The organism is Alphaproteobacteria bacterium (assembly GCA_017308135.1).
Taxonomy (GTDB): Bacteria; Pseudomonadota; Alphaproteobacteria; order CACIAM-22H2; family CACIAM-22H2; genus Tagaea.
The window spans coordinates 265,116-283,638 of record JAFKFM010000010.1 but is presented as its reverse complement, the minus strand read 5'-3'; the positions used below and the strand labels follow the sequence as shown (position 1 = coordinate 283,638).

Annotated in this window: 18 protein-coding genes; 10 read left to right on the top strand and 8 right to left on the bottom strand. The window is 65.9% G+C overall.

The features are described 5' to 3' along the window. The first annotated feature begins 180 nt into the window (after positions 1–180). The 10 genes from J0H39_18230 to J0H39_18185 all read left to right on the top strand — a co-directional run bounded on the left by J0H39_18230 (position 181) and on the right by J0H39_18185 (position 10,478). Positions 181–1,092 (top strand): dihydrodipicolinate synthase family protein, encoded by a 912-nt coding sequence (locus tag J0H39_18230; GenBank protein MBN9498694.1) that lies wholly within the window; start codon positions 181–183, stop codon positions 1,090–1,092. Between the two features lie 162 nt (positions 1,093–1,254). Next, a complete protein-coding gene (locus J0H39_18225) occupies positions 1,255–3,546 on the top strand; it encodes a DUF4040 domain-containing protein (GenBank protein ID MBN9498693.1) in 2,292 nt (763 codons plus the stop codon). After that, positions 3,543–3,965: a Na(+)/H(+) antiporter subunit B gene (locus tag J0H39_18220; protein ID MBN9498692.1), complete on the top strand. Its 423-nt coding sequence runs from the start codon at positions 3,543–3,545 to the stop codon at positions 3,963–3,965. The genes J0H39_18225 and J0H39_18220 overlap by 4 nt, the downstream gene beginning before the upstream one ends. Then, complete coding sequence (locus J0H39_18215) at positions 3,965–4,372, top strand: NADH-quinone oxidoreductase subunit K (GenBank protein ID MBN9498691.1); 408 nt, start codon at positions 3,965–3,967, stop codon at positions 4,370–4,372. Before J0H39_18220 ends, J0H39_18215 begins: the two co-directional genes overlap by 1 nt. A gap of 3 nt (positions 4,373–4,375) precedes the next feature. After that, positions 4,376–5,890, top strand: a complete 1,515-nt coding sequence (locus J0H39_18210; protein MBN9498690.1) for a Na+/H+ antiporter subunit D — start codon at positions 4,376–4,378, stop codon at positions 5,888–5,890. Further along, complete coding sequence (locus J0H39_18205; protein ID MBN9498689.1) at positions 5,887–6,213, top strand: Na+/H+ antiporter subunit E; 327 nt, start codon at positions 5,887–5,889, stop codon at positions 6,211–6,213. The genes J0H39_18210 and J0H39_18205 overlap by 4 nt, the downstream gene beginning before the upstream one ends. After that, a complete protein-coding gene (locus tag J0H39_18200) occupies positions 6,210–6,503 on the top strand; it encodes a hypothetical protein (GenBank protein ID MBN9498688.1) in 294 nt (97 codons plus the stop codon). Before J0H39_18205 ends, J0H39_18200 begins: the two co-directional genes overlap by 4 nt. After that, the gene (locus J0H39_18195) at positions 6,500–7,795 is read left to right on the top strand and encodes a monovalent cation/H(+) antiporter subunit G (protein ID MBN9498687.1); all 1,296 of its coding nucleotides are present in this window, start codon (positions 6,500–6,502) and stop codon (positions 7,793–7,795) included. Before J0H39_18200 ends, J0H39_18195 begins: the two co-directional genes overlap by 4 nt. Before the next feature lie 31 nt (positions 7,796–7,826). Beyond that, on the top strand, positions 7,827–9,206 hold the full coding sequence (locus J0H39_18190) for a HAMP domain-containing histidine kinase (GenBank protein MBN9498686.1): 1,380 nt from the start codon (positions 7,827–7,829) through the stop codon (positions 9,204–9,206). Beyond that, the gene (locus tag J0H39_18185; GenBank protein MBN9498685.1) at positions 9,207–10,478 is read left to right on the top strand and encodes a sigma-54-dependent Fis family transcriptional regulator; all 1,272 of its coding nucleotides are present in this window, start codon (positions 9,207–9,209) and stop codon (positions 10,476–10,478) included. It abuts the gene before it with no gap. A gap of 110 nt (positions 10,479–10,588) precedes the next feature. Here J0H39_18185 and J0H39_18180 read toward each other — a convergent pair whose 3' ends face one another. The 8 genes from J0H39_18180 to J0H39_18145 form a co-directional block, all read right to left on the bottom strand. Further along, positions 10,589–11,362, bottom strand: coding sequence for an SDR family oxidoreductase (locus J0H39_18180; GenBank protein MBN9498684.1), 774 nt, complete (start codon positions 11,360–11,362; stop codon positions 10,589–10,591). Beyond that, complete coding sequence (locus tag J0H39_18175) at positions 11,359–12,408, bottom strand: Gfo/Idh/MocA family oxidoreductase (GenBank protein ID MBN9498683.1); 1,050 nt, start codon at positions 12,406–12,408, stop codon at positions 11,359–11,361. Before J0H39_18175 ends, J0H39_18180 begins: the two co-directional genes overlap by 4 nt. Positions 12,409–12,410: 2 nt before the next feature. Then, positions 12,411–13,787, bottom strand: a complete 1,377-nt coding sequence (locus J0H39_18170; protein MBN9498682.1) for an FAD-dependent oxidoreductase — start codon at positions 13,785–13,787, stop codon at positions 12,411–12,413. A 15-nt stretch (positions 13,788–13,802) separates the two neighbouring features. Beyond that, positions 13,803–14,657, bottom strand: a complete 855-nt coding sequence (locus J0H39_18165; protein ID MBN9498681.1) for a carbohydrate ABC transporter permease — start codon at positions 14,655–14,657, stop codon at positions 13,803–13,805. After that, positions 14,644–15,558, bottom strand: a complete 915-nt coding sequence (locus J0H39_18160) for a sugar ABC transporter permease (protein MBN9498680.1) — start codon at positions 15,556–15,558, stop codon at positions 14,644–14,646. The genes J0H39_18165 and J0H39_18160 overlap by 14 nt, the downstream gene beginning before the upstream one ends. Positions 15,559–15,613: 55 nt before the next feature. Beyond that, the gene (locus J0H39_18155) at positions 15,614–16,942 is read right to left on the bottom strand and encodes a sugar ABC transporter substrate-binding protein (protein ID MBN9498679.1); all 1,329 of its coding nucleotides are present in this window, start codon (positions 16,940–16,942) and stop codon (positions 15,614–15,616) included. Between the two features lie 58 nt (positions 16,943–17,000). Further along, positions 17,001–17,720 carry a FadR family transcriptional regulator gene (locus J0H39_18150; protein MBN9498678.1) on the bottom strand — a complete coding sequence of 240 codons (720 nt, stop codon included), beginning with the start codon at positions 17,718–17,720 and terminating at the stop codon, positions 17,001–17,003. 124 nt (positions 17,721–17,844) lie between these two features. Next, complete coding sequence (locus J0H39_18145; GenBank protein ID MBN9498677.1) at positions 17,845–18,516, bottom strand: RraA family protein; 672 nt, start codon at positions 18,514–18,516, stop codon at positions 17,845–17,847. Positions 18,517–18,523 lie beyond the last annotated feature (7 nt).

Here is an 18,523-nt window from a genome sequence, read left to right as displayed (position 1 = left end):
CAATTAAAGAACGGGTTTATATCGGAACCTACGATATGAACCCGGATACCGCATCGCGATGTCGCAGCCGCGCGCAAGACTTCTGATAGTGTAGCGCTCGGACGATGTTCGGATTTGCCCTTCTACTTTTCGGAATCGAGCATCGATCGCGCGCATACAAAACGTAAATGGGAGAAGACGATGATCTATCGCGGCGTGTTTCCGGTGGCGCCCACCGTGTTCGATGCGGACGGGCGTTTGGACCTGGAAGGCCAAAAGCGCTGCATCGATTTCATGATCGATGCGGGCTCGCACGGAATCTGCATCCTCGCCAATTGGTCCGAACAATTCGCATTGACCGACGCCGAGCGCGAGACCGTGATGGATTGCGTGCTGAAGCACAACGCTGGCCGCGTGCCGATCATCGTGACCACGACGCATTTCTCGTCCGATGCTTGCGCCGAGCGCAGCCGCCGCGCGCAGGACGCGGGTGCATCGATGGTCATGATCATGCCGCCCTATCATGGTGCCACGATCCGAGCGCCCGAGCCCGCGATCTACGATTTCTTCAAGCGCGTGTCGGACGCGATCACGATCCCGATCATGATCCAGGACGCGCCCGTCGCGGGCACGCCGTTGTCGGTGCCCCTGCTCGCCCGCATGGCGCGCGAGATCGCGAATGTCAGCTACTTCAAGATCGAAGTGCCGCAAGCGGCCAACAAGTTGCGCGCGTTGATCGCCGAAGGCGGTGCACCCATCGTCGGGCCTTGGGACGGCGAGGAAGGCATCACGCTGCTTGCCGATCTCAACGCCGGTGCCACGGGCACGATGCCCGGCGGCGGCTACCCTGACGGTATTCGCGCGATCTTCGATCCGCACGCGGCGGGCGATCGCAAAGCGGCGACCGAAGCCTATGCGCGCTGGCTGCCGCTGATCAATTTCGAGAACCGGCAATGCGGGCTTGCGGCCGCCAAGGTGCTGATGGAAGCGGGCGGCGTGTTCAAGTCGGGCGCCACGCGCCGGCCGCAGGTGCAGATGCATCCGGCGACGCGCGCCGAACTTCTTGAGATCGCGCGCAGTCTCGACCCGCTCGTCCTACGCTGGGGGAAATAGGGGTAACGCGTTCGCAACTTGGACCGCGAGCCCCGTTCACCCGCGTGAACGGATTGAACGCCGCAACCGTTCACGAGCGTGAACGGTTGCGCGGCGAACGCGCGCTAACCGACTGATATTTCCGCCATCCGGACTTGGCATGGCGATTGGAATGCGACGGGCATGTTTTCGCCCGTTTGGCTCATTCTGATCGGCACCGCCGCCACGCTCGCCGCGACGCGCATCCCCCGTGCGGTCGCGGCACCGTTCGGTGCGGCCAGCGCCCTCGCCCTGTTCGCGATTGCGCTCGGCTATGTCGGCGCGATCGGCGATGGCGCCGCCGTCGTCGCTCCCTTCTGGTCCGTGCCTTCGCTCGGCATCGCCGGCGGCTTGCGCGTCGATGGATTGTCGCTGGTCTTCCTGCTGCTGATCGCCGGAATTGGCGCGCTGATCTTCATCTACGCGCATGCCTATCTGGCCGGCGATCCGCGCTTGCGCCGTCTTGTCGTGGTGCTGATCCTGTTCATGACCGCGATGGCGGGGGCCGTCACCGCCGACGATATCGTCGTGTTGTTCGTGTTCTGGGAATTGACGAGCCTCGCCTCGTTCTTCCTGGTCGGCTACGACCACGAAAACCCGGCCGCGCGGCGCGCGGCGCTGCAAGCGCTGCTGGTCACCGGTGCGGGCGGGCTCGCCCTATTGGGCGGCTTGATCCCGATCGCGCTCGCCGCCGAAACGACGAGCCTCTCCGGCATTCTCGCCGCGCGCGAGGCCGTCCTCGCCCATCCCGCCGCGATACCGGCGATGCTACTGGTGATCGCAGGCTGCTTCGCCAAATCCGCACAAGTACCGCTGCATTTCTGGCTACCCAACGCGATGGCGGCACCGACACCGGTCAGCGCCTATCTCCACTCGGCGACGATGGTGAAACTCGGCGTCTATCTGCTCGCGCGATTCAACCCGCTCTATCAGGATGAAGCGTTGTGGCAGACGATCCTCGCCGGATTCGGCATCGCGACGGCCGCCACCGGTATGGCAATGGCCTTCCGCGAGACCGATCTGAAGCGCGTGCTCGCCCAGACGACGGTCGCGGCACTGGGCACGCTGGTGATGCTGATCGGCATCGCGCCCGAGCTTTCCATCGCCGCTGCCGTCACGTTCCTGATCGTCCACGCCTTCTATAAGGCAGCGTTGTTCATGGTCGCGGGCATCGTCGACCACGAAACGGGTCTGCGCGATGCGAGCGCGCTGCGCGGCCTCGCCCGCGCCATGCCGTTGACGGCGCTGGCCGCCACGCTTGCCGCCTTCTCGATGAGCGGCCTGCCGCCTTTCGTCGGCTTCGTCGCGAAGGAACTGATCTACGAAGCCAAGCTCGATCTCGGCCCCGGCGCCGCGGCGCTGCTCGGCCTTGGCTTTCTGGTGAACGCCGCCACGGTCGCCATCGCCGGGATCATGTCCTATCGCCTGTTCTTCGGCGCGCCCACGCCCACACCCAACAAACCGCATGATCCGCCGGCGGCGATGCTGGCGGGCCCGATCATCCTCGCCGTTCTGGGGCTGATCGCCGGCCTGCTGCCCGCTTTGCTCGGCGGCGCTTTCGTCGAGCCCGCCGCCGCCGCGATCCTCGGGCGCCCCGCCGCCGTCCCGCTGAAGCTCTGGCACGGCTTCAATACCGTTTTGCTTCTGAGTGCGGCGACGATCGTCGTCGGCGTGGCGCTGTATCTCGCCTGGGGACCGCTCGTGCCGCGCTTCAAGGCGCTGCGCGTCGTCGACCGCTACGCGCCCGCCGCCGCCTATGAGCGCGGTCTTGCGGCACTGATCACCTTCGCGGAGACATGCACGCGCAACATCCAGCACGGCTCGTTGCGCGGCTATCTGCGTACGTTGTTCCTGGTGCTGGCGATCGCGACGCTTGCGACGCTGATTCTGCGCGGCGGTGCGGCGTGGCCGGCGGCCGATAATCTGACGGATCCACGTTTGCTGCTGTTCGCGGCGATGCTGATCGGTGCGATCGCCACCGCCATGGCGCGCACCGCCATCGCCGCCGTGCTGGCATTGGGCCTCGTCGGGTTCTCGATCGCGTTGATCTTCCTGACCTTCGGCGCGCCCGATGTCGCCTTCACCCAATTCTCGGTCGAGACGTTGATGGTCGCGATTCTGGCGGCGGCGTTGCTGCGCTTGCCCTTGCGCCGGACGGATACGCGCAGCGCCCGCCAGAAGCTCGGCGACGCAAGCGTGGCCTTGCTTGTCGGCCTCGCGGTCGCGCTGGTTCTGGCGAGCGTCCTCGCCACACCGTTCGATCCGCGCTTGTCGCTGTGGTTCGGCGAAAATTCCGCCGCCGCCGCGCATGGCCGCAACGTCGTCAACGTCATTCTGGTCGATTTCCGCGCGCTGGACACGCTGGGCGAGATCACCGTGCTGGCCATCGCCGCCTTCGCGGTCGCCGCATTGCTGCGCAAAGGAGCGGCGAAATGAGCGCCTCGCTGATCTTGCGCGTCTCGGCACCAATGTTGCTGTGGCTGCCGCTGGCCGCGTCGCTTTACGTGTTGCTGCGCGGCCATAACGAGCCGGGCGGCGGTTTCATCGGCGGCTTGCTCGCGGGCGTCGGCCTCATTTTTCACGCGATCGCGTTCGGTGCCGCGCCGACGCGCAAGCTGCTGCGTTTGGCGCCAACGAGCTATTGCGCCATCGGCGTGCTGCTCGCCGCCGCGAGCGGGATCCCCGCCTTGCTGGGCGCCGCCGGGCCCTATCTCACGCATCTCTGGTGGTTCCCGGATATCGGCATCGTGCTGCCGCTGGGCACCACGATCCTGTTCGACGCCGGCGTCTACATCACCGTCGTCGGCACGGTCGCCACGCTGTTCCTGTCGTTGATGGAAGAGGAAACGCTCTGATGGATCCGATCGTCGCCCTTGCCATCGGCGGGCTGGTATCCGTCGGCGTCTACATGTTCCTGGCGCATGATCTGCCGCGCGTGCTGATCGGCTTCGTGTTGTTCGGCTCGGCCGTCAATCTCACGATCTTCGCGAGCGGACGGCTTGGCGCGACCTTGCCGCCCTTCGTGGCGCCCGGTGCGGATGTGCTGGAAGCGGGCACGGCGAACCCGCTGCCCCAAGCGCTGATCCTTACCGCGATCGTGATCGGCTTCGGCTTGACCGTATTCGCATTGATGCTCGTCGTACGCGCCAACGCCGAGTTCCACAGCGTCGATGCCGCCGATTTGGACGCGGCCGAAACGCCGATCGAAGCGGCGAAGAAACCGGCGGCGCCAAGCGCGCCCGCCGTCAAGCGGGCGGCTTAGGCGATGCTGCTGATCGTCGCCCCCCTGCTGATCCCGCTATTCGCGGCCGCTGTGACGGCATTGCTGCGTACGCGCATCGCGGCGCAACGCATCGTCGGCGTCGGCGCATCGGCGTCGCTGCTCGCCGCGAGCCTGATGCTGGTCGTGCATACGGCCGACGGTTCGATCCTGGTCGCGCAAATGGGCGACTGGCCTGCCCCCTTCGGCATCGCGCTGGTCGTCGATGCTTTCTCCGCGATCATGCTGGCGATCGCCGGATTGATGGCGCTGTCCGTGTCGATCTACGCGATGGGGCCGGACGCGGCGGCGCGCGACCGCGCCGGGTTCCAGCCGCTGTTCCACAGTTTGATGCTCGGCGTGTGCGGCGCTTTCGTCGCGGGCGACATATTCAACCTCTATGTCTGGTTCGAGGTGATGCTGATCGCTTCGTTCGGCTTGCTGGTGCTCGACCGCACGCGCGCGCAGATCGATGGCGGGTTGCGCTACGTGTTCTTGAACCTGGTCGGGACGACGGTGTTCCTGATGGCGGTCGGGCTGCTGTACGGCCAGCTCGGCACGCTCAATTTCGCCGATCTGGCGCGCGTCGCACCGCTGGCCGAAAACCAGGGCCTGCTCGCGGCGATCGGGGTCATGTTCCTCGTGTCGTTCGGCGCAAAAGCGGCGCTGTTCCCGCTGTTCAACTGGCTGCCCGCGGCCTATCACACCGCGTCGATGCCGGTCGCGGCGATCTTCGCGGGCCTGCTGACCAAGGTCGGCGTCTACGCGATCTTGCGCCTGTTCGCGCTGGTCTACGCGCACGACGTCGCGTTCTTCGGGCCGATCTTCGCCTGGGTCGCCGCGGCGACGATGGTGTTCGGCGTGTTCGGCGCCGCCGCGCATTACGATATCCGCCGCATTCTGTCGTTCCACATCGTCAGCCAGATCGGCTACATGATCATCGGCGTGGCGCTGCTCACGCAGGCCGCGATCGCCGCCGCGATCCTCTATATCGTCCATCACATCGTCGTGAAGGCCAATCTGTTCCTGGTCGCGGGCGCGATACGGCGCGAGAACGGCAGCTTCGCGCTCGGCCGCTGCGGCGGCTTATGGCGCACGGCACCGCTCCTCGCGATCGGCTTTCTGATCCCCGCCTTGTCGCTCGCCGGCATTCCGCCGCTATCGGGATTCTGGGGGAAATACGCCGTCGTGCGCGCGGGCATCGAAGCCGAAGCCTATTGGCTCGCCGGCGTCGCGTTGTTCGTGGGCCTGCTCACGCTCTATTCGATGATCAAAATCTGGAACGAAGCGTTCTGGAAGGCCGCCCCCGAGGCGACGGCCCCGATCGCGTGGACGCGCGGCGAGCGCATCGCGACTTATTTTCCCATTGCGTTGCTTTGCGCGACGACGATGACGATCGGTCTTTGGACGGAGCCTTTCGCGGCCCTCGCCGAGACCGCCGCCGCTTCGCTGCTCGATCGCGACGCCTATATCACCGCTGTGCTCGGCAATGCCGGCCAGATCGCGGAGAAGGCGCCATGAGCAAAGCCATCGCCTGGATGCAAGTCGCGCTCGTCTTCGCGGTCGAGCTCGTCAAATCGACCTGGGCAACGATCCTCGCCGTGATCGGCCCGCCGGACCGCTTGCGGCCCGCGATCCTCGCCGTGCCGCTCGACGTCAAATCGCCCGGCGGCATCGTGCTGTTCGCCGACATGGTGACGCTGACGCCCGGCACGACCAGTCTCGACGTCTCGCCCGACGGGAAGACGCTCTATGTCCACGCCATCGATGCGCCCGACGGACAAGCGGCGGTCGACGGCATGAAAGCCGCGCTCGAGGCGCAGGCGCGCAAGGTGTTGCCATGAGCTTCCTCCAGATCTGCATCGCCCTCGCCTTCTTCATCGTCGGGCTTTCGACCGGCGCCGTCGCATGGCGCTTGATCCGGGGCCCTTCGACCGCCGATCGCGCGATCGCGACCGATATGCTGGGTCTGCTCGCGATCTGCTTCGCCGCCTTGGTCGCGGCGGCGACGGGCGCGCGCGCCTATCTCGACATCGCCTTCGGCATCGCGCTCATCGGCTTCCTCGCCGCTGTTTCGTTCGGCGGCTTGCTGGAACGCGCCAGCGCCCCGCCGGCGCGGGAGCCCGGCGAATGAGCGCGCTTCTCGAAATCTGGGCGGGGCTCGCGATCCTTACCGGCGCGATCGTCGTCGGTATCGCCGCACTGGGCTTGATCCGGTTGCGCGACCCGTTCATGCGCATGCATGCCGCGACCAAAGCGGGCGTCGTGGGTTCGGGCTTCGTCGTCTACGGTGCCGCCTGGGCGCTCGGCGACGGCGGCGTGGCGCTCGACGCGCTGATCATCGGCACATTGTGCGTCGTCTTCCTGCTCGTCACCTCGCCCATCGCGTCGCATGCGCTGGGGCGTGCCGCCTATATCTCGGGTGCCCCCATCGCCGCGGCGACGGTCGCCGACGCGCTGCACGGCAATCTGCCCCGCAATCTTTTCGACATCGCCCCGCAACGCACGGCGCGCGGACGTCGCGCGTCCCCATCCCTTCCAGCCGGAGCCACGATCATGAGCGCCCAGGAAATTCGTGCACCGCAGGATTATCCGGCACCGCAATCCGGACGGTTGCGCGTGCTGACATTATGGCTGGCGGGCGGCGACCATCAGGACGCGGCGAGCGAGTTCGCCCTGGGCCTCGCGCGCGCGCAAGGCGCCAAGCTCGCCGCACTGTCCGCCGTCGATCCCGGCTTCGCCGAGCGTCCGCAAGCCGTACCGGTCGGCGGGCTCGCCTGGTCGCAATGGCTGGGCGACCGTTTGCGCCTGCAGCAGCGCGAACGCGCCGCCAAAGCATTGGCCGATTTCGATGCGCGCGCAGCGACGGCGCCGGTCGATGCCGCCGCGCGCCACGCGGAAGGCGCGCTGGAAACGCTGCTGCCGCTGGCTTCGGGCAACGATTTGCTGATCGTCCCGGCGGGGATCGACCGCTTCGGGCGCAAGGCTGACGGAAACGACGAACTCGCCGGAACGCTATCGGCCAACGGTGCGGGTCCCGTGCTGCGGGTCCAACACCATATGCCGGTTCGTCGCGTCGCCTTGCTGCTCGCCGGAACGCCGGCTTGCGCGCGGTTGGCCGCGAAGCTTGCGGCGACGGGACTATGGCAAGACGCGAAGATCGCCGTTTTCGCCGCGCGCGACGACGCGCAGAGCATGGCGGGAGTGGAAGCGCAAACGGCGCTGCTGCGCGCGCATGGCTACGACGCCGTCGAGGCCGATCCGATCGCGGCCGATGCGACGCGCGAGGAGATCGACCGGCGTCTTGCCGGCTTCGATGCGGCCGTCATGGCGGCGCTCGCCATCCGTCGGTCCGTGCTGGATGCGCTGCGCGAGGATGCGAACGCCCTGCTGGCGGCGCGCGCGGGATTCGTCTTGTTGCCTTGAACCGGGGCCCCAACGACGCCATTCTGGCGGGATGATGCTGGCCGCCCTGCCATTGTCGCTGCGCTTGCCGTTGCTCGCCGCGATTATCGTGTTCGCGGCCGCGACCGGCACCACGCATCTCGCGCTTTATTTCAAGGACCGCGCGGCGGACCGCCAGACCGAAGGCTTGGCGCAAGTCTATCTCGACGGCTTGGCCGCCGCGATCGCCGACGACGCGGCCGGTGGAAATTGGACCGCCGTCGAGCGGCGCTTCGCCGCCGCGTTCGGCGTTCAGGAAGGCGTCGCCGAGGCGGCACTTCTGGTCCTCGACCGGAACGGCGCCAGCCTCGCTTCGGTCGAGCATGGTGCCAATCGGCCGCCGCCCGGACTTGCCGGCGCGCGTATCGCCTATGACGAAACCGCGCGGATGTTGTGGGCCGCGCGCGCATTGCCGCCCGACGGCGCCAATTCGCTGGTCGTGGCGCTCGATATCGGATCGTTGCGCGACGCGCAGCGCAACTTGCTGCTCGCGGTCATCGCGCTCGATTTCGCGATCGCCCTGGTTTGCGGCATCGGCGCTTATCTTTTGCTCCGGCGGATCAACCGGACGGCCGACGGCGTGCTGGCGCTGCTGCAATCGGCGGGGACCGGCGCCGTGCGACGCGTGCCGGCGACGCTCGTCGCGGGTGCCGATGCGCGCACGGCCCCGTTGCTCGCCGCCTATAACCGCATGGCCGACGCGTTGACCGAACGCGAGAGGCTCCGCGCCGATATCGCCGAGCGCGGACAGGCGGCGGCGCTGGGCCGCCTCGCCGCGACGATGGCGCACGAGGTGCGCAATCCCCTGGGCGGGCTCGCCACGGCGGTCGCCACGCTGCGGAAATTCGGCGACGATCCGAAGGTGCGCGCGGACTCGCTCGAATTCGTGGCGCGCGGCATCGATACGATCGACGCGATCGTGTCGCGGATCATGAATTTCCATCGGCCCGAGGACGAGCGCCGCCTGACCCGCGCCGATTTCGACGATCTGCGGCTGCTGCTAACGCCCGCCTTGCGCAATCGCGACTTGCGGCTCGATTGGCGCGTGGATATCCCCGACGCGCTGGCGCTGGGCGCTTCGGGCGTCCGCCAAGTATTGCTCAATCTCTTGCTCAATGCCTGCGCCGCGTCACCCCAGGGTGGAACCGTCGCGTTCGACGCGCAGTCGCGCGACGGCAATCTCCATTGCACGATCGCGGACCAAGGTCCCGGCATGGACGATTCGCGCATCGAACAATTGCTGGGCCGCAATACGTCGTCGCCCGGCGCGCCGCGCTTGGGCCTCGATGCCGTCGTGTCGCTGCTCGGCGATCTGGAAGGCGTCGCGCGCGTCGAACGTGGTACGACGGGGGGAACGACCGTCGCCATCGCCATTCCGTTGCGGGAATCCTAAGTGACAACCTTGCGCATCTTGCTCGTCGAAGACGATCCAATATTAGGGCCCGCGTTGCTTCAGCGCTTGGCGCTCGAGGGATTCGACGCGCAACTCGCCGCCACGGGGGCGAGTGCGGTCGCCGCCGCAAGCGCGCGTGCGCCCGACATCGTGCTCAGCGACATCCGCTTGCCCGATTTCGACGGCGAGGCGCTGTGGCGCAAGCTCGTCGCCGCGATCGGCCCCGTCCCGACCTGGTTCATGACCGCGCATGGCGATATCGCGCAGGCCGTGCGCCTCGTGAAAGGCGGTGCGCGCGACTATTTGACCAAGCCCGTCGACATCGATGCGCTGATCGCCGCACTTGGCGCCGCCCCTGCACCGCGCCGGAGCGAGAGTTTGGGGACCGCACCGGCGATGCGCGTTCTTGAAGCGCAATTGCAAAAGGCGGGGCGCGCCGATCTGCCGGTGTTGCTGAGCGGCGAAACCGGATCGGGCAAGGAAGTCGCCGCGCGTTTTCTGCACGATTCGAGCGCGCGCGCCGCCGCCCCCTTCGTGGCGATCAATTGCGCGGCAATCCCGCGCGATCTCGCCGAAAGCCTGTTGTTCGGGCACGAGAAAGGTGCGTTCACCGGGGCGACCGCACGCCGCCAAGGTGTCGCCGAGGAAGCCGCCGGCGGCACGCTGTTCCTGGACGAGATCGCGGAATTGCCGCTCGATCTTCAGGCGAAGCTCTTGCGCCTCGTCGAAGCGCGCGCGTTCCGTCCGCTTGGCGCCAAGGCGGATATTCCCTTCCGCGCGCGGATCGTCGCGGCCACCCATGCCGATCTTGCCGAGCGGGTGCGCGCGGGCGCGTTCCGCGAAGATCTCTATTTCCGCCTGAACGTGATCGCCCTCGCCGTGCCGCCTTTGCGCGCGCGGACCGAAGACGTCGCAATACTGGCGCGCGGGTTTCTGCCCGCGGCGCCACGCAAGGATTTTGCGCCCGACGCGGTCGAAGCGCTGCTGGCACATGATTGGCCCGGCAATGTGCGCGAGTTGCGCAACCGCGTCGAGCGCGCGGCGGCCTTGGGCGACGGCGACACGATCGGCGTCGACGATCTATTTCCCGAAACGACGCTGGATTTCGCGGCACCGCGCGGCGAAGTATCGGTCTCGCTCGACGACGCCGCGAAAGCCGCGATCAAGGATCGCGTGCGCGACGCGTTGACGAAGACCGGCGGCAACCGCAGCGAAGCCGCGCGCCTGCTCGGCGTGTCGCGCACCACGATCTGGAAATACGCCCGATCCTAGAATATGCGGATCGCGCGCTATACGTCGCCGAGCGCCGCCAGCACATCGATGGCGCTTTCGGGGCGAGCTTGCTTTACGCGGCCTTTGCGCCAGAACGAACGCCGCTAGAACTACACCGGCCGGCGATCGCTCCACATCGACGTGTAGGGCCCCGCCCCTTGCTCGCCGCCGTCGATCGCCAGGATCTGCCCGGTCGTCTGGCCGGCGTTCTCCCCGCAGAGATAGACGATCGCCGCCGCGACTTCGTCGGGCGTCGCCAAACGCGCGGTCGGGATCGAGCGCGCCCGTGCGCGAATCGATGCGTCGCCTTTGCGCGCGACATAGGCTTCGGTCGTCACTGCCCCCGGCGCCACGGCGTTGACGGTAACGCCCTTCGGCCCCAACTCGCTTGCCATCGCGCGGGTTAGCGCGATCACCGCCGCCTTGGATACGGCATAGGGGATCACGCCCAGCGGCCCGCCAAGCCCCGCGAGCGACGCCACATTGACGATCCGCCCCCAGCCGCGCGCGGCCATCGCGGGCGCCACGGCGACGCTCAATCGCGCAACGGAGTGCAGATTGCCGTCGAGCGAGGCGCGGATTTTCGCCGGCAGATCGGGGCCGATCCCGCCCGTATTGCCGATATCGCCCGCGTTGTTGATCAGGATATCGATCGCGAACCCGGTCTTGTCGAGTTCGGCGAGACCGGCGGCGACGCTCGCTTCGTCGGTCGCATCCATGCGCAAGGCACGCACGCGCTTGCCGCCGCCAAGCTTGGCGACCGCTTCGTCGAGCTTCGCTTGGCGACGGCCGCAGATCGCGACCGCGTTTCCCGCGTCGAGCAGCATCTTGGCGGCCGCGAAGCCGATCCCCTCGCTGCCGCCGGTAACGAGCGCGCTTCTCACGCCGCCACCTTCTCGCGTTTGCCGCTGGCGAGCGAACGATAGGCGGCGTCGAGCGCGCGCATGTCGCGTAAGCCCGCTTCGGCCGGCACGTCCGGTGCCGTGCCATCGAGGATCGCATCGACAAAGCGCCGATGCTGGTTATAGGGGTTTTTCCAATCGCCCATCGCGGGCGGCAACAATTCGGATACGACCAGCCGCTTTCCCGGCTCGCGATATTTGATCGTCTCGCCGTCGAACGCTTTGGTGCCGCGGATCGTCAACGTCGCGTTATCGACGTAGCTCGCGAACCCGTCGCTGCCATGGACCGACATCTGCTCGCCTTTCACGCACCATGACGCCCCGATCACGCCGCGCGCGCCGTTCGCGAAGCGCACCAGCGCGGTCATCAAATCCTCGCCCTCGATATGGTCGCACATCAGATTGCCGCCATCGGCGGCGGCCTCGACGATATCCGAACCCAGCAGCCATTGCCCGAGATTGAGGTAATGCGTGGCGAGCATGGTGAAGCACCCGCCGCCGGTCGCGGCCTTGCTGCCGCGCCAGAAATTCGCCGGCGTGTTCGCCCAGACATGGCCCATGCCGTTGGCGAGCTTCGCCTCATAGCCGCCGATGCGGCCCAACGCCCCACTTTCGATCATCCGCTTGATGTCGCGCATCAGCGGATGGTCGAGTGAGTTCATGTACATCGCCAAAACGCGCTTGACGCGATGCGACGCGGCGACGAGGTCTTGCGCCTCCCGCACGTCCAGCGTCATGGGCTTTTGCAGCAGAACGTGTTTGCCCGATGCGAGGGCCGCCAGCGTTTGCGCATGATGGAGATTGTTGGGTGTGGAGATCACGATCGCATCGAGATCCATCGCGATCAACGCGTCGGCGCTGGGTGCAATTTTGCAGCCGAAACGCGCGCGCAGTTCTTCGGCCGGGGCCGCGACCGTATCGTAAACGGCGACGAGCTTGCTGCGCGGATATTCGCCGTAAAGCGCCGCGTATTTCGACGCGACGCCGCCCACGCCCAGCAGACCGACGCGCAAGACCGTGTCCACCATGGTTAGCGGACCGCCGAGACGGGCTTGTTCTCCATTTTATCGCCAACGCGGAGAATCTTTTCGGCCCGGTCGAGGATAATCGCGCCGCGATCGAGCAAGCGATTTTGCAGATTGGTGATACCGACCGCGCGCACATCGCCGCCATTGGCGAGCGCCATCGCCGTCGCCGTGCCCGCCGCCTGCCCCATGCCCATACACGTGACGGTCACGCGGCTCGACGCCAGCGCCACGCTGTCCGCCGAATGGCAACGCCCCGCGACCAACAGATTCGACAAGCCCTTCGGGCATAGGGTCCCGAAGGCGATATCGTAGGGCCGCACGACCGTGTGCATGTGGTAACCGGATTGATGCTTGGGATGGCGGTCGAGATACCAAGCGCCCAGCGCCACAACGTCGCTTTGCGGCCGCTCTTCCTCGACATCCGACGCGGTCAGGATTTTGTCGCCGACGATGCGGCGCGTCTCGCGCACGCCCGCGAACGGGCCGGTGCTGGCGAGATAGGCATCGGCGAAAGCCGGCACTTCGCGCTTGAACGCGTCGAACATCGTCTTGGCGTCCAAGCGGCCCTGGATTTCCGCGCGCGTCAGATCATTTTGATCGATGCCCGAACCGGGCGCACGGCACGCGTTGACGTAAACATGCGTGTCGTCTTCCAGCCGCCCGATCCATGGGCCGCCATAGACTTGCAATTCGCCGCGCGCATGGGCCTTGGCGACGGCCGCACTCGCCTGATCGCGGGTATTCGCGTCGACCTTCACGTTGCCCATGCAGAAATGCAGGCTCATCGGCTGCATTTCGTCGGAGATATCGAACGCCGCACCGGCATAGGCGGCCGCATCGGCGTCGCCCGTCGCATCGACGATCGTCTTGGCGTGGATGATGCCCAGCCCCGCCTTAGTCGCGACGATCACGGCTTCGGCGCGATCGCCGTTGCGGATCACGTCGCAGACGCGCGTGTAGTACAGGACCTTGACGCCGGCCTCGCGGAACATGCGGTCGGCTTGGCGTTTGAAGGCTTCGATGCCGAAGCGGATTTTGCCTTTGTCCGGCGTCTCCTTCATCTCGCGCAATTCATTGCTGGGGCTGAAGGCGACATCCATCGCGTCGTCGCGGCCCGCCGCCGCGCGCGCGAATTCGGCGACCACGCCGCCGACGACCGGCAAGCCGCTGCGCAGATCGACCCAGCCGTCGAACGACGCGCCGATCACGCCGGTGATGTAGCCGCCCGCGAAGCCGCGATCCTCGACCACCATCACCGAAGCCCCTTCGCGCGCCGCCGCGATCGCCGCGACCGTGCCCGCACAGCCCGCCCCGCAAACCAGCACGTCCACGCGCGCGATCACGTCCAGCGACCGCTCGAATTTATAGCCCGACGCCATGATGCGTTCCCCCGCTTATCCTTTGATTCCCGATGCCGTGACGCCGCGCACGAAGTAGCGCTGTGCCACGATGAAGACCGCGACGACCGGCAGGATCATCGTGACCGTCGCCGCCATCACCAAATGCCAATTGCTCGCCACGTCGTCGCCGCTGATCAGGCTGTAGAGGCCCATCGGCAGCGTGTACATCTTCGAATCGTTCAAATAGAGCAGCGGCGACATGAAGTCGCTCCAGCTTTGCTCGAACGCCAACACCGCCACGACCGCGACGACGGGTTTGGACAGCGGCATGACGATCCGCCACCAGATCTGCAATTCGTTGGCGCCGTCGATGCGCGCGGCCTCCATCAGCGATTTGGGCATGCCCAAGAAGAACTGATGGAACAGGAAGATGAAGAAGGCGTGCGTGCCGAAGAACGACGGCGCGATCAGCGGGTACCAGGTGTTGATCCAGTCGAGTTCCTTAAAGATCAGGAACAACGGGATCATGCGCACCGCGAACGGGAACATCATCGTCGCGATCATCAGCAGAAACATGATCCGCCGCCCGGGAAAGCGCAACTGCGCGAAGCCATAGGCGATGAAGGCGCTGGACAGCACGTCGCCCGCGACCGACGCGATCGCGACGACGATGCTGTTGAACACGAACCGCGCGAAGGGAAAGCTCTCGAACAGGACGAGCTTGTAATTCTCCCATGCCAGCGGCCAGGGGAAGATGCGCGTCGCGTCGTAGACTTGCGGCTGCGTCTTCAACGACGTCGTGCCGAGCAGCACGACCGGCAGCAGCCAGATCGCCGACAGGCCGAACAACACGATGTAACGGCCGATATGCGGCCGCCAGGGCTCGTACGCCGCTTCAGACGCGGTCATAGGTCACCCATTTGTCCGATGTCTTCATGATCAGCGCCGTCAGCGCCAGGATCGCGAGCACGAGGATCGCCGCCATCGCCGAGGCATAGCCCATTTCGATGTATTCGACGCCGCGCCGATAGAGATAGACGACATAGATCAGCGTTTCGTTGGCCGGTCCGCCGCGCGTCAAGATGAATACCGCCGCGAAGGCCTGGAACGACTGAATCACGCCGATGATCAGGTTGAAATAAATCGTCGGCGTCATCATCGGCAGCGTCACATGGCGCATGCGCTGGATCGGGCCGCAGCCGTCGATCTCGGCGGCCTCGTAAAGATCGCGCGGAATTTCCTGCAAGCCGGCCAGGAAGATCATCATCGTATGGCCGACCTGCCAGACGCTGAGCGCCACGATGGCGTAAAGCGCGAAATCGGGATCACGCAGCCAATTGGGCGGCGACCAGCCGGTCACTTCGCGGATCAAAGGGTTGAGGAAGCCGAGCTGCGGGTTGAGGAACCACAGCCACAGCACCGACGCCGCGACCAACGGCACGACCGACGGCAGATAGAGCGAGACGCGGAACACCGACATGAAGCGCAAGCGCGCGTTGATCAGCATCGCGAAAGCAAGGCCGACGACGATCACCAGGGGCACGCGCACCATCGAATATTCGAGCGTGACCCAGAGCGATTTGATGTAAAGCCTGTCGGAGGTGAACAGGCGTTCGTAATTCTCCCACCCGATCCACGTCGGCGCCTGCACGACGTTGTATTCGGTGAAGGAGAGATAGAGCGAGGCGATCATCGGCCCCGCCGAGAAGACCACGAACCCGAAGATCCACGGCGACACGAACAACAGGCCCCACAGGGCTTCGCGCCGGCGGTTCGTCATCGTCAGGCGGCTATGCGTGCTGGCATTCATATGCTGGCGAACGGCCGGCGCCCCTTCGCGGGAGCGCCGGCCTTACCTTTTCGCTTCAGTTCGTCTGACGCGCGAGCAAGCGGCGCACGTCGTCGGCCGCCGCCTTGATCGCGGCTTCGGGCGTGGCTTGACCCAGCAGCGCCGATTCCGACATCTGCTGGAGGCGCGCGTGGATCTGCGACCACACGCCGGGGGCCGCATGGCCTTCGACGAGTTCGGCGTTCTGCACGAAGGCCGAAGCGACCGTCGGCGGCAGATCGACCTTGCAGTTACGCAACGCCGTGTCCGCGCGCTTCTGCTGGCGGAAGAACTCGCAAGCGCCCGCGTCTTCCATCGCGATGAACTTCAGCAGTTTCCACGCCGCTTCGGGGTTCTTCGCCTTGGCCGGAATGCCGTAGCCCGGCACGCCATAGCCGATATAGCGCTGCTTGGCACCCGGATTGGCCGCGTTCATCGGCGAAACGAACACGCCGACCTTGTCGAGCATGTGCGGCGCGTCGTTGGCCATGATGTTGTAGAGGAACGGGCCGTCATGGATCATCGCCATCTTGCCGGTGTAGAAGCTGGTGCGCAGATCCTTCCAGGTCGAGCCGTACTGGCGCAACACGTTGCCCCAGCCGCCGGCGGTACGCTCCGAGAAGCCCGCCATCCATTTCAGCGTGTCCACACCCTGGGGCGAGTCGAACGCGACGCTGCGCCCGTCGGGCGACAGGATCGAACCGCCGTTGCGCGACATCCACTCGACGAAGGGGTTCTCGGAACCCGTCCCCATCGAGCAATTGAGGCAAGTATTGAAGCCGAGTTGCTCGATCGTGGTGCCGCTGCGCTTCGTCGTCTTGGCGGCGGCTTCCTCCAATTCCGCCCAAGTACGGATCGGCTTTTCGGGGTCGAGCCCGGCCTGGCGGAACAGATCCTTGTTGTACCAAACGAGCATCGACGTCGCGACCTTGAACGGAAACTGCAACAGCTTGCCGTTCACGCGCGAGCCTTCGGTCGAGCTCGGAAAGAAAGTGGCGTTGAGATCGATCTTGTCGCGCGCGACGAGATCGTCGAGCGGCATGAACGCGCCGAGCGAGCCCCAGCGCGAGAAATCGCCCGCCTGAGTCATATAGAGATCGGGCACGGCGCCCGAGGCGATACCGGTCAGAAAGCGCTGCGCGGTCGTGTCGCTGCTCAGCGTCAGACTTTCGACCTTGATATCCGGATTGCGGCGCTCGAACTCGTCGAGCACGGCGCGCAATTGCGGACGGCGGCTGCCGTCCCAGCCGTTCCAGAACGTGATCGTCGTCTGCGCGGCCGCATCGGCGATCGGCAAACAGACCGCCAGTGCGGCGGCCGCCGCGAGCGTCGCGCGGCGCGTCATCGAACCCTTGTCGTTGGTCATCGCATTATCCTCCCTTTTTCATTCTTCGGTCGTTCCGAGACCGGCCATCGCGGCCGGGTTATGCGTGTCCGCCATCGTTGACGATGCGCCGGTCGCGCGAATTTTCGAGATGCGCGCGGATGGCGCTCCGCGCGGCATCGCCGTCGCCCAGCTTGATCGCGTCATAGACCGCACGATGCTCGTCGAGTGTGAGTTGCAAGCGCTCCGCGCGGCGGCGTTCGCGCGTCACGTCGGCGGTCATGTCGATCCATACGGGGATCGCGACTTCGAGCATCTCGCGCAGCAAACCAAGGCCGGCGGCTTGCGTGACCGCGCGGTGAAATTCGACGTCGGCGGCCATCGTCGCGCGCCAATCGACCGCAGCCACGCCCTCCTGCCCCGCATCGAGCGCGGCTTTCATGCGTGCGAGATCGGCTTTGGTACGATTATTGGCGGCAAGGCTCGCGGCCTCCGCCTCCAGAATCGAGCGCACCGCGAACAACTCGCCCACGCGATGGGTATTCATCGTCGCCCAGACGCTGAATGGCTGCGCCAGCGGGTTTTCGGCCAAGAACGTGCCGCGCCCTTGCTCGATGCGGATCGTGCCGGTCGCCTGCAAGGTCTGCATCGCTTCGCGCACCACGGTGCGGCTGACGCCGAACATATCGGCAAGCTCCGGTTCCGCCGGTAGCCGCGCGCCGGGCGCGATCTTGCGTTCGCGGATAATGCCGATCAGCTGGCGGACGACGAAATCGCGCCGCCCCGTTTCCGCCGGCTTGGCGACCTTGAATCCCGACATATGATTCCTCCCTAAAGAGGGATCATAAGACGTATGATGACTTTGATTCAAGGCCCATTCTGACGGCATTTCTTCGCAACCGCGAGATACCATCGTCATCGGCGCGGAAACGGGCGTCATCACCTTAGAACCGCTCGTATTTTTCGTAGAGATCTGCGAGCGAGGCGTTGTCCTCGATCGCGTCGCGGATTTTGTTCTCCTTCTCGCAAACGGCCTCGGCCTTCGCGAGCACCTCGAGGATGAGCGCCTTGGGAACGATCACCGTGCCGTCCTCGTCGCCGAACACATAGTCGCCGGGATTGACGCGCACGCCGCCGATATTCACCGGGCAATCGAAATCGACGATGTTGAATCGTCCGATCGCGTCGCCCGGGATCGTGTGCTTGTGGAAGATCGGGAACTTCGCGCGGCGGATATAGGCCGTGTCGCGAATGCCGCCATCGACGATGGCGCCCACGCAACCGCGCTTGGCCGCCCCCGCACTCCACAACTCGCCCCACACGCCGGTCGTTTCGTCGCCCGACGTGTCGTAGCAAGCCACGACATGCGGCACGAAACTGTCGATCACGCGCGGCCCCATGCGCTTGGCCTTGTCGCGCGTCGCATTCTGCATTCCGACGATCGTGAAGGCGGGGCCCGCGATCATCAGCCTGCGGTCGAGCGGCTTGATCGAATGATGGACGTATTGATGGCGAAGTTCATAGCCATCCAACACGTCGCACACGGCGGGCGTGTAGAGGCGCTTGAAGCGCGCGGCGATCGATGCCCAGTCGAGATCGGCAAGTTTGATGGTCATGTCGTTC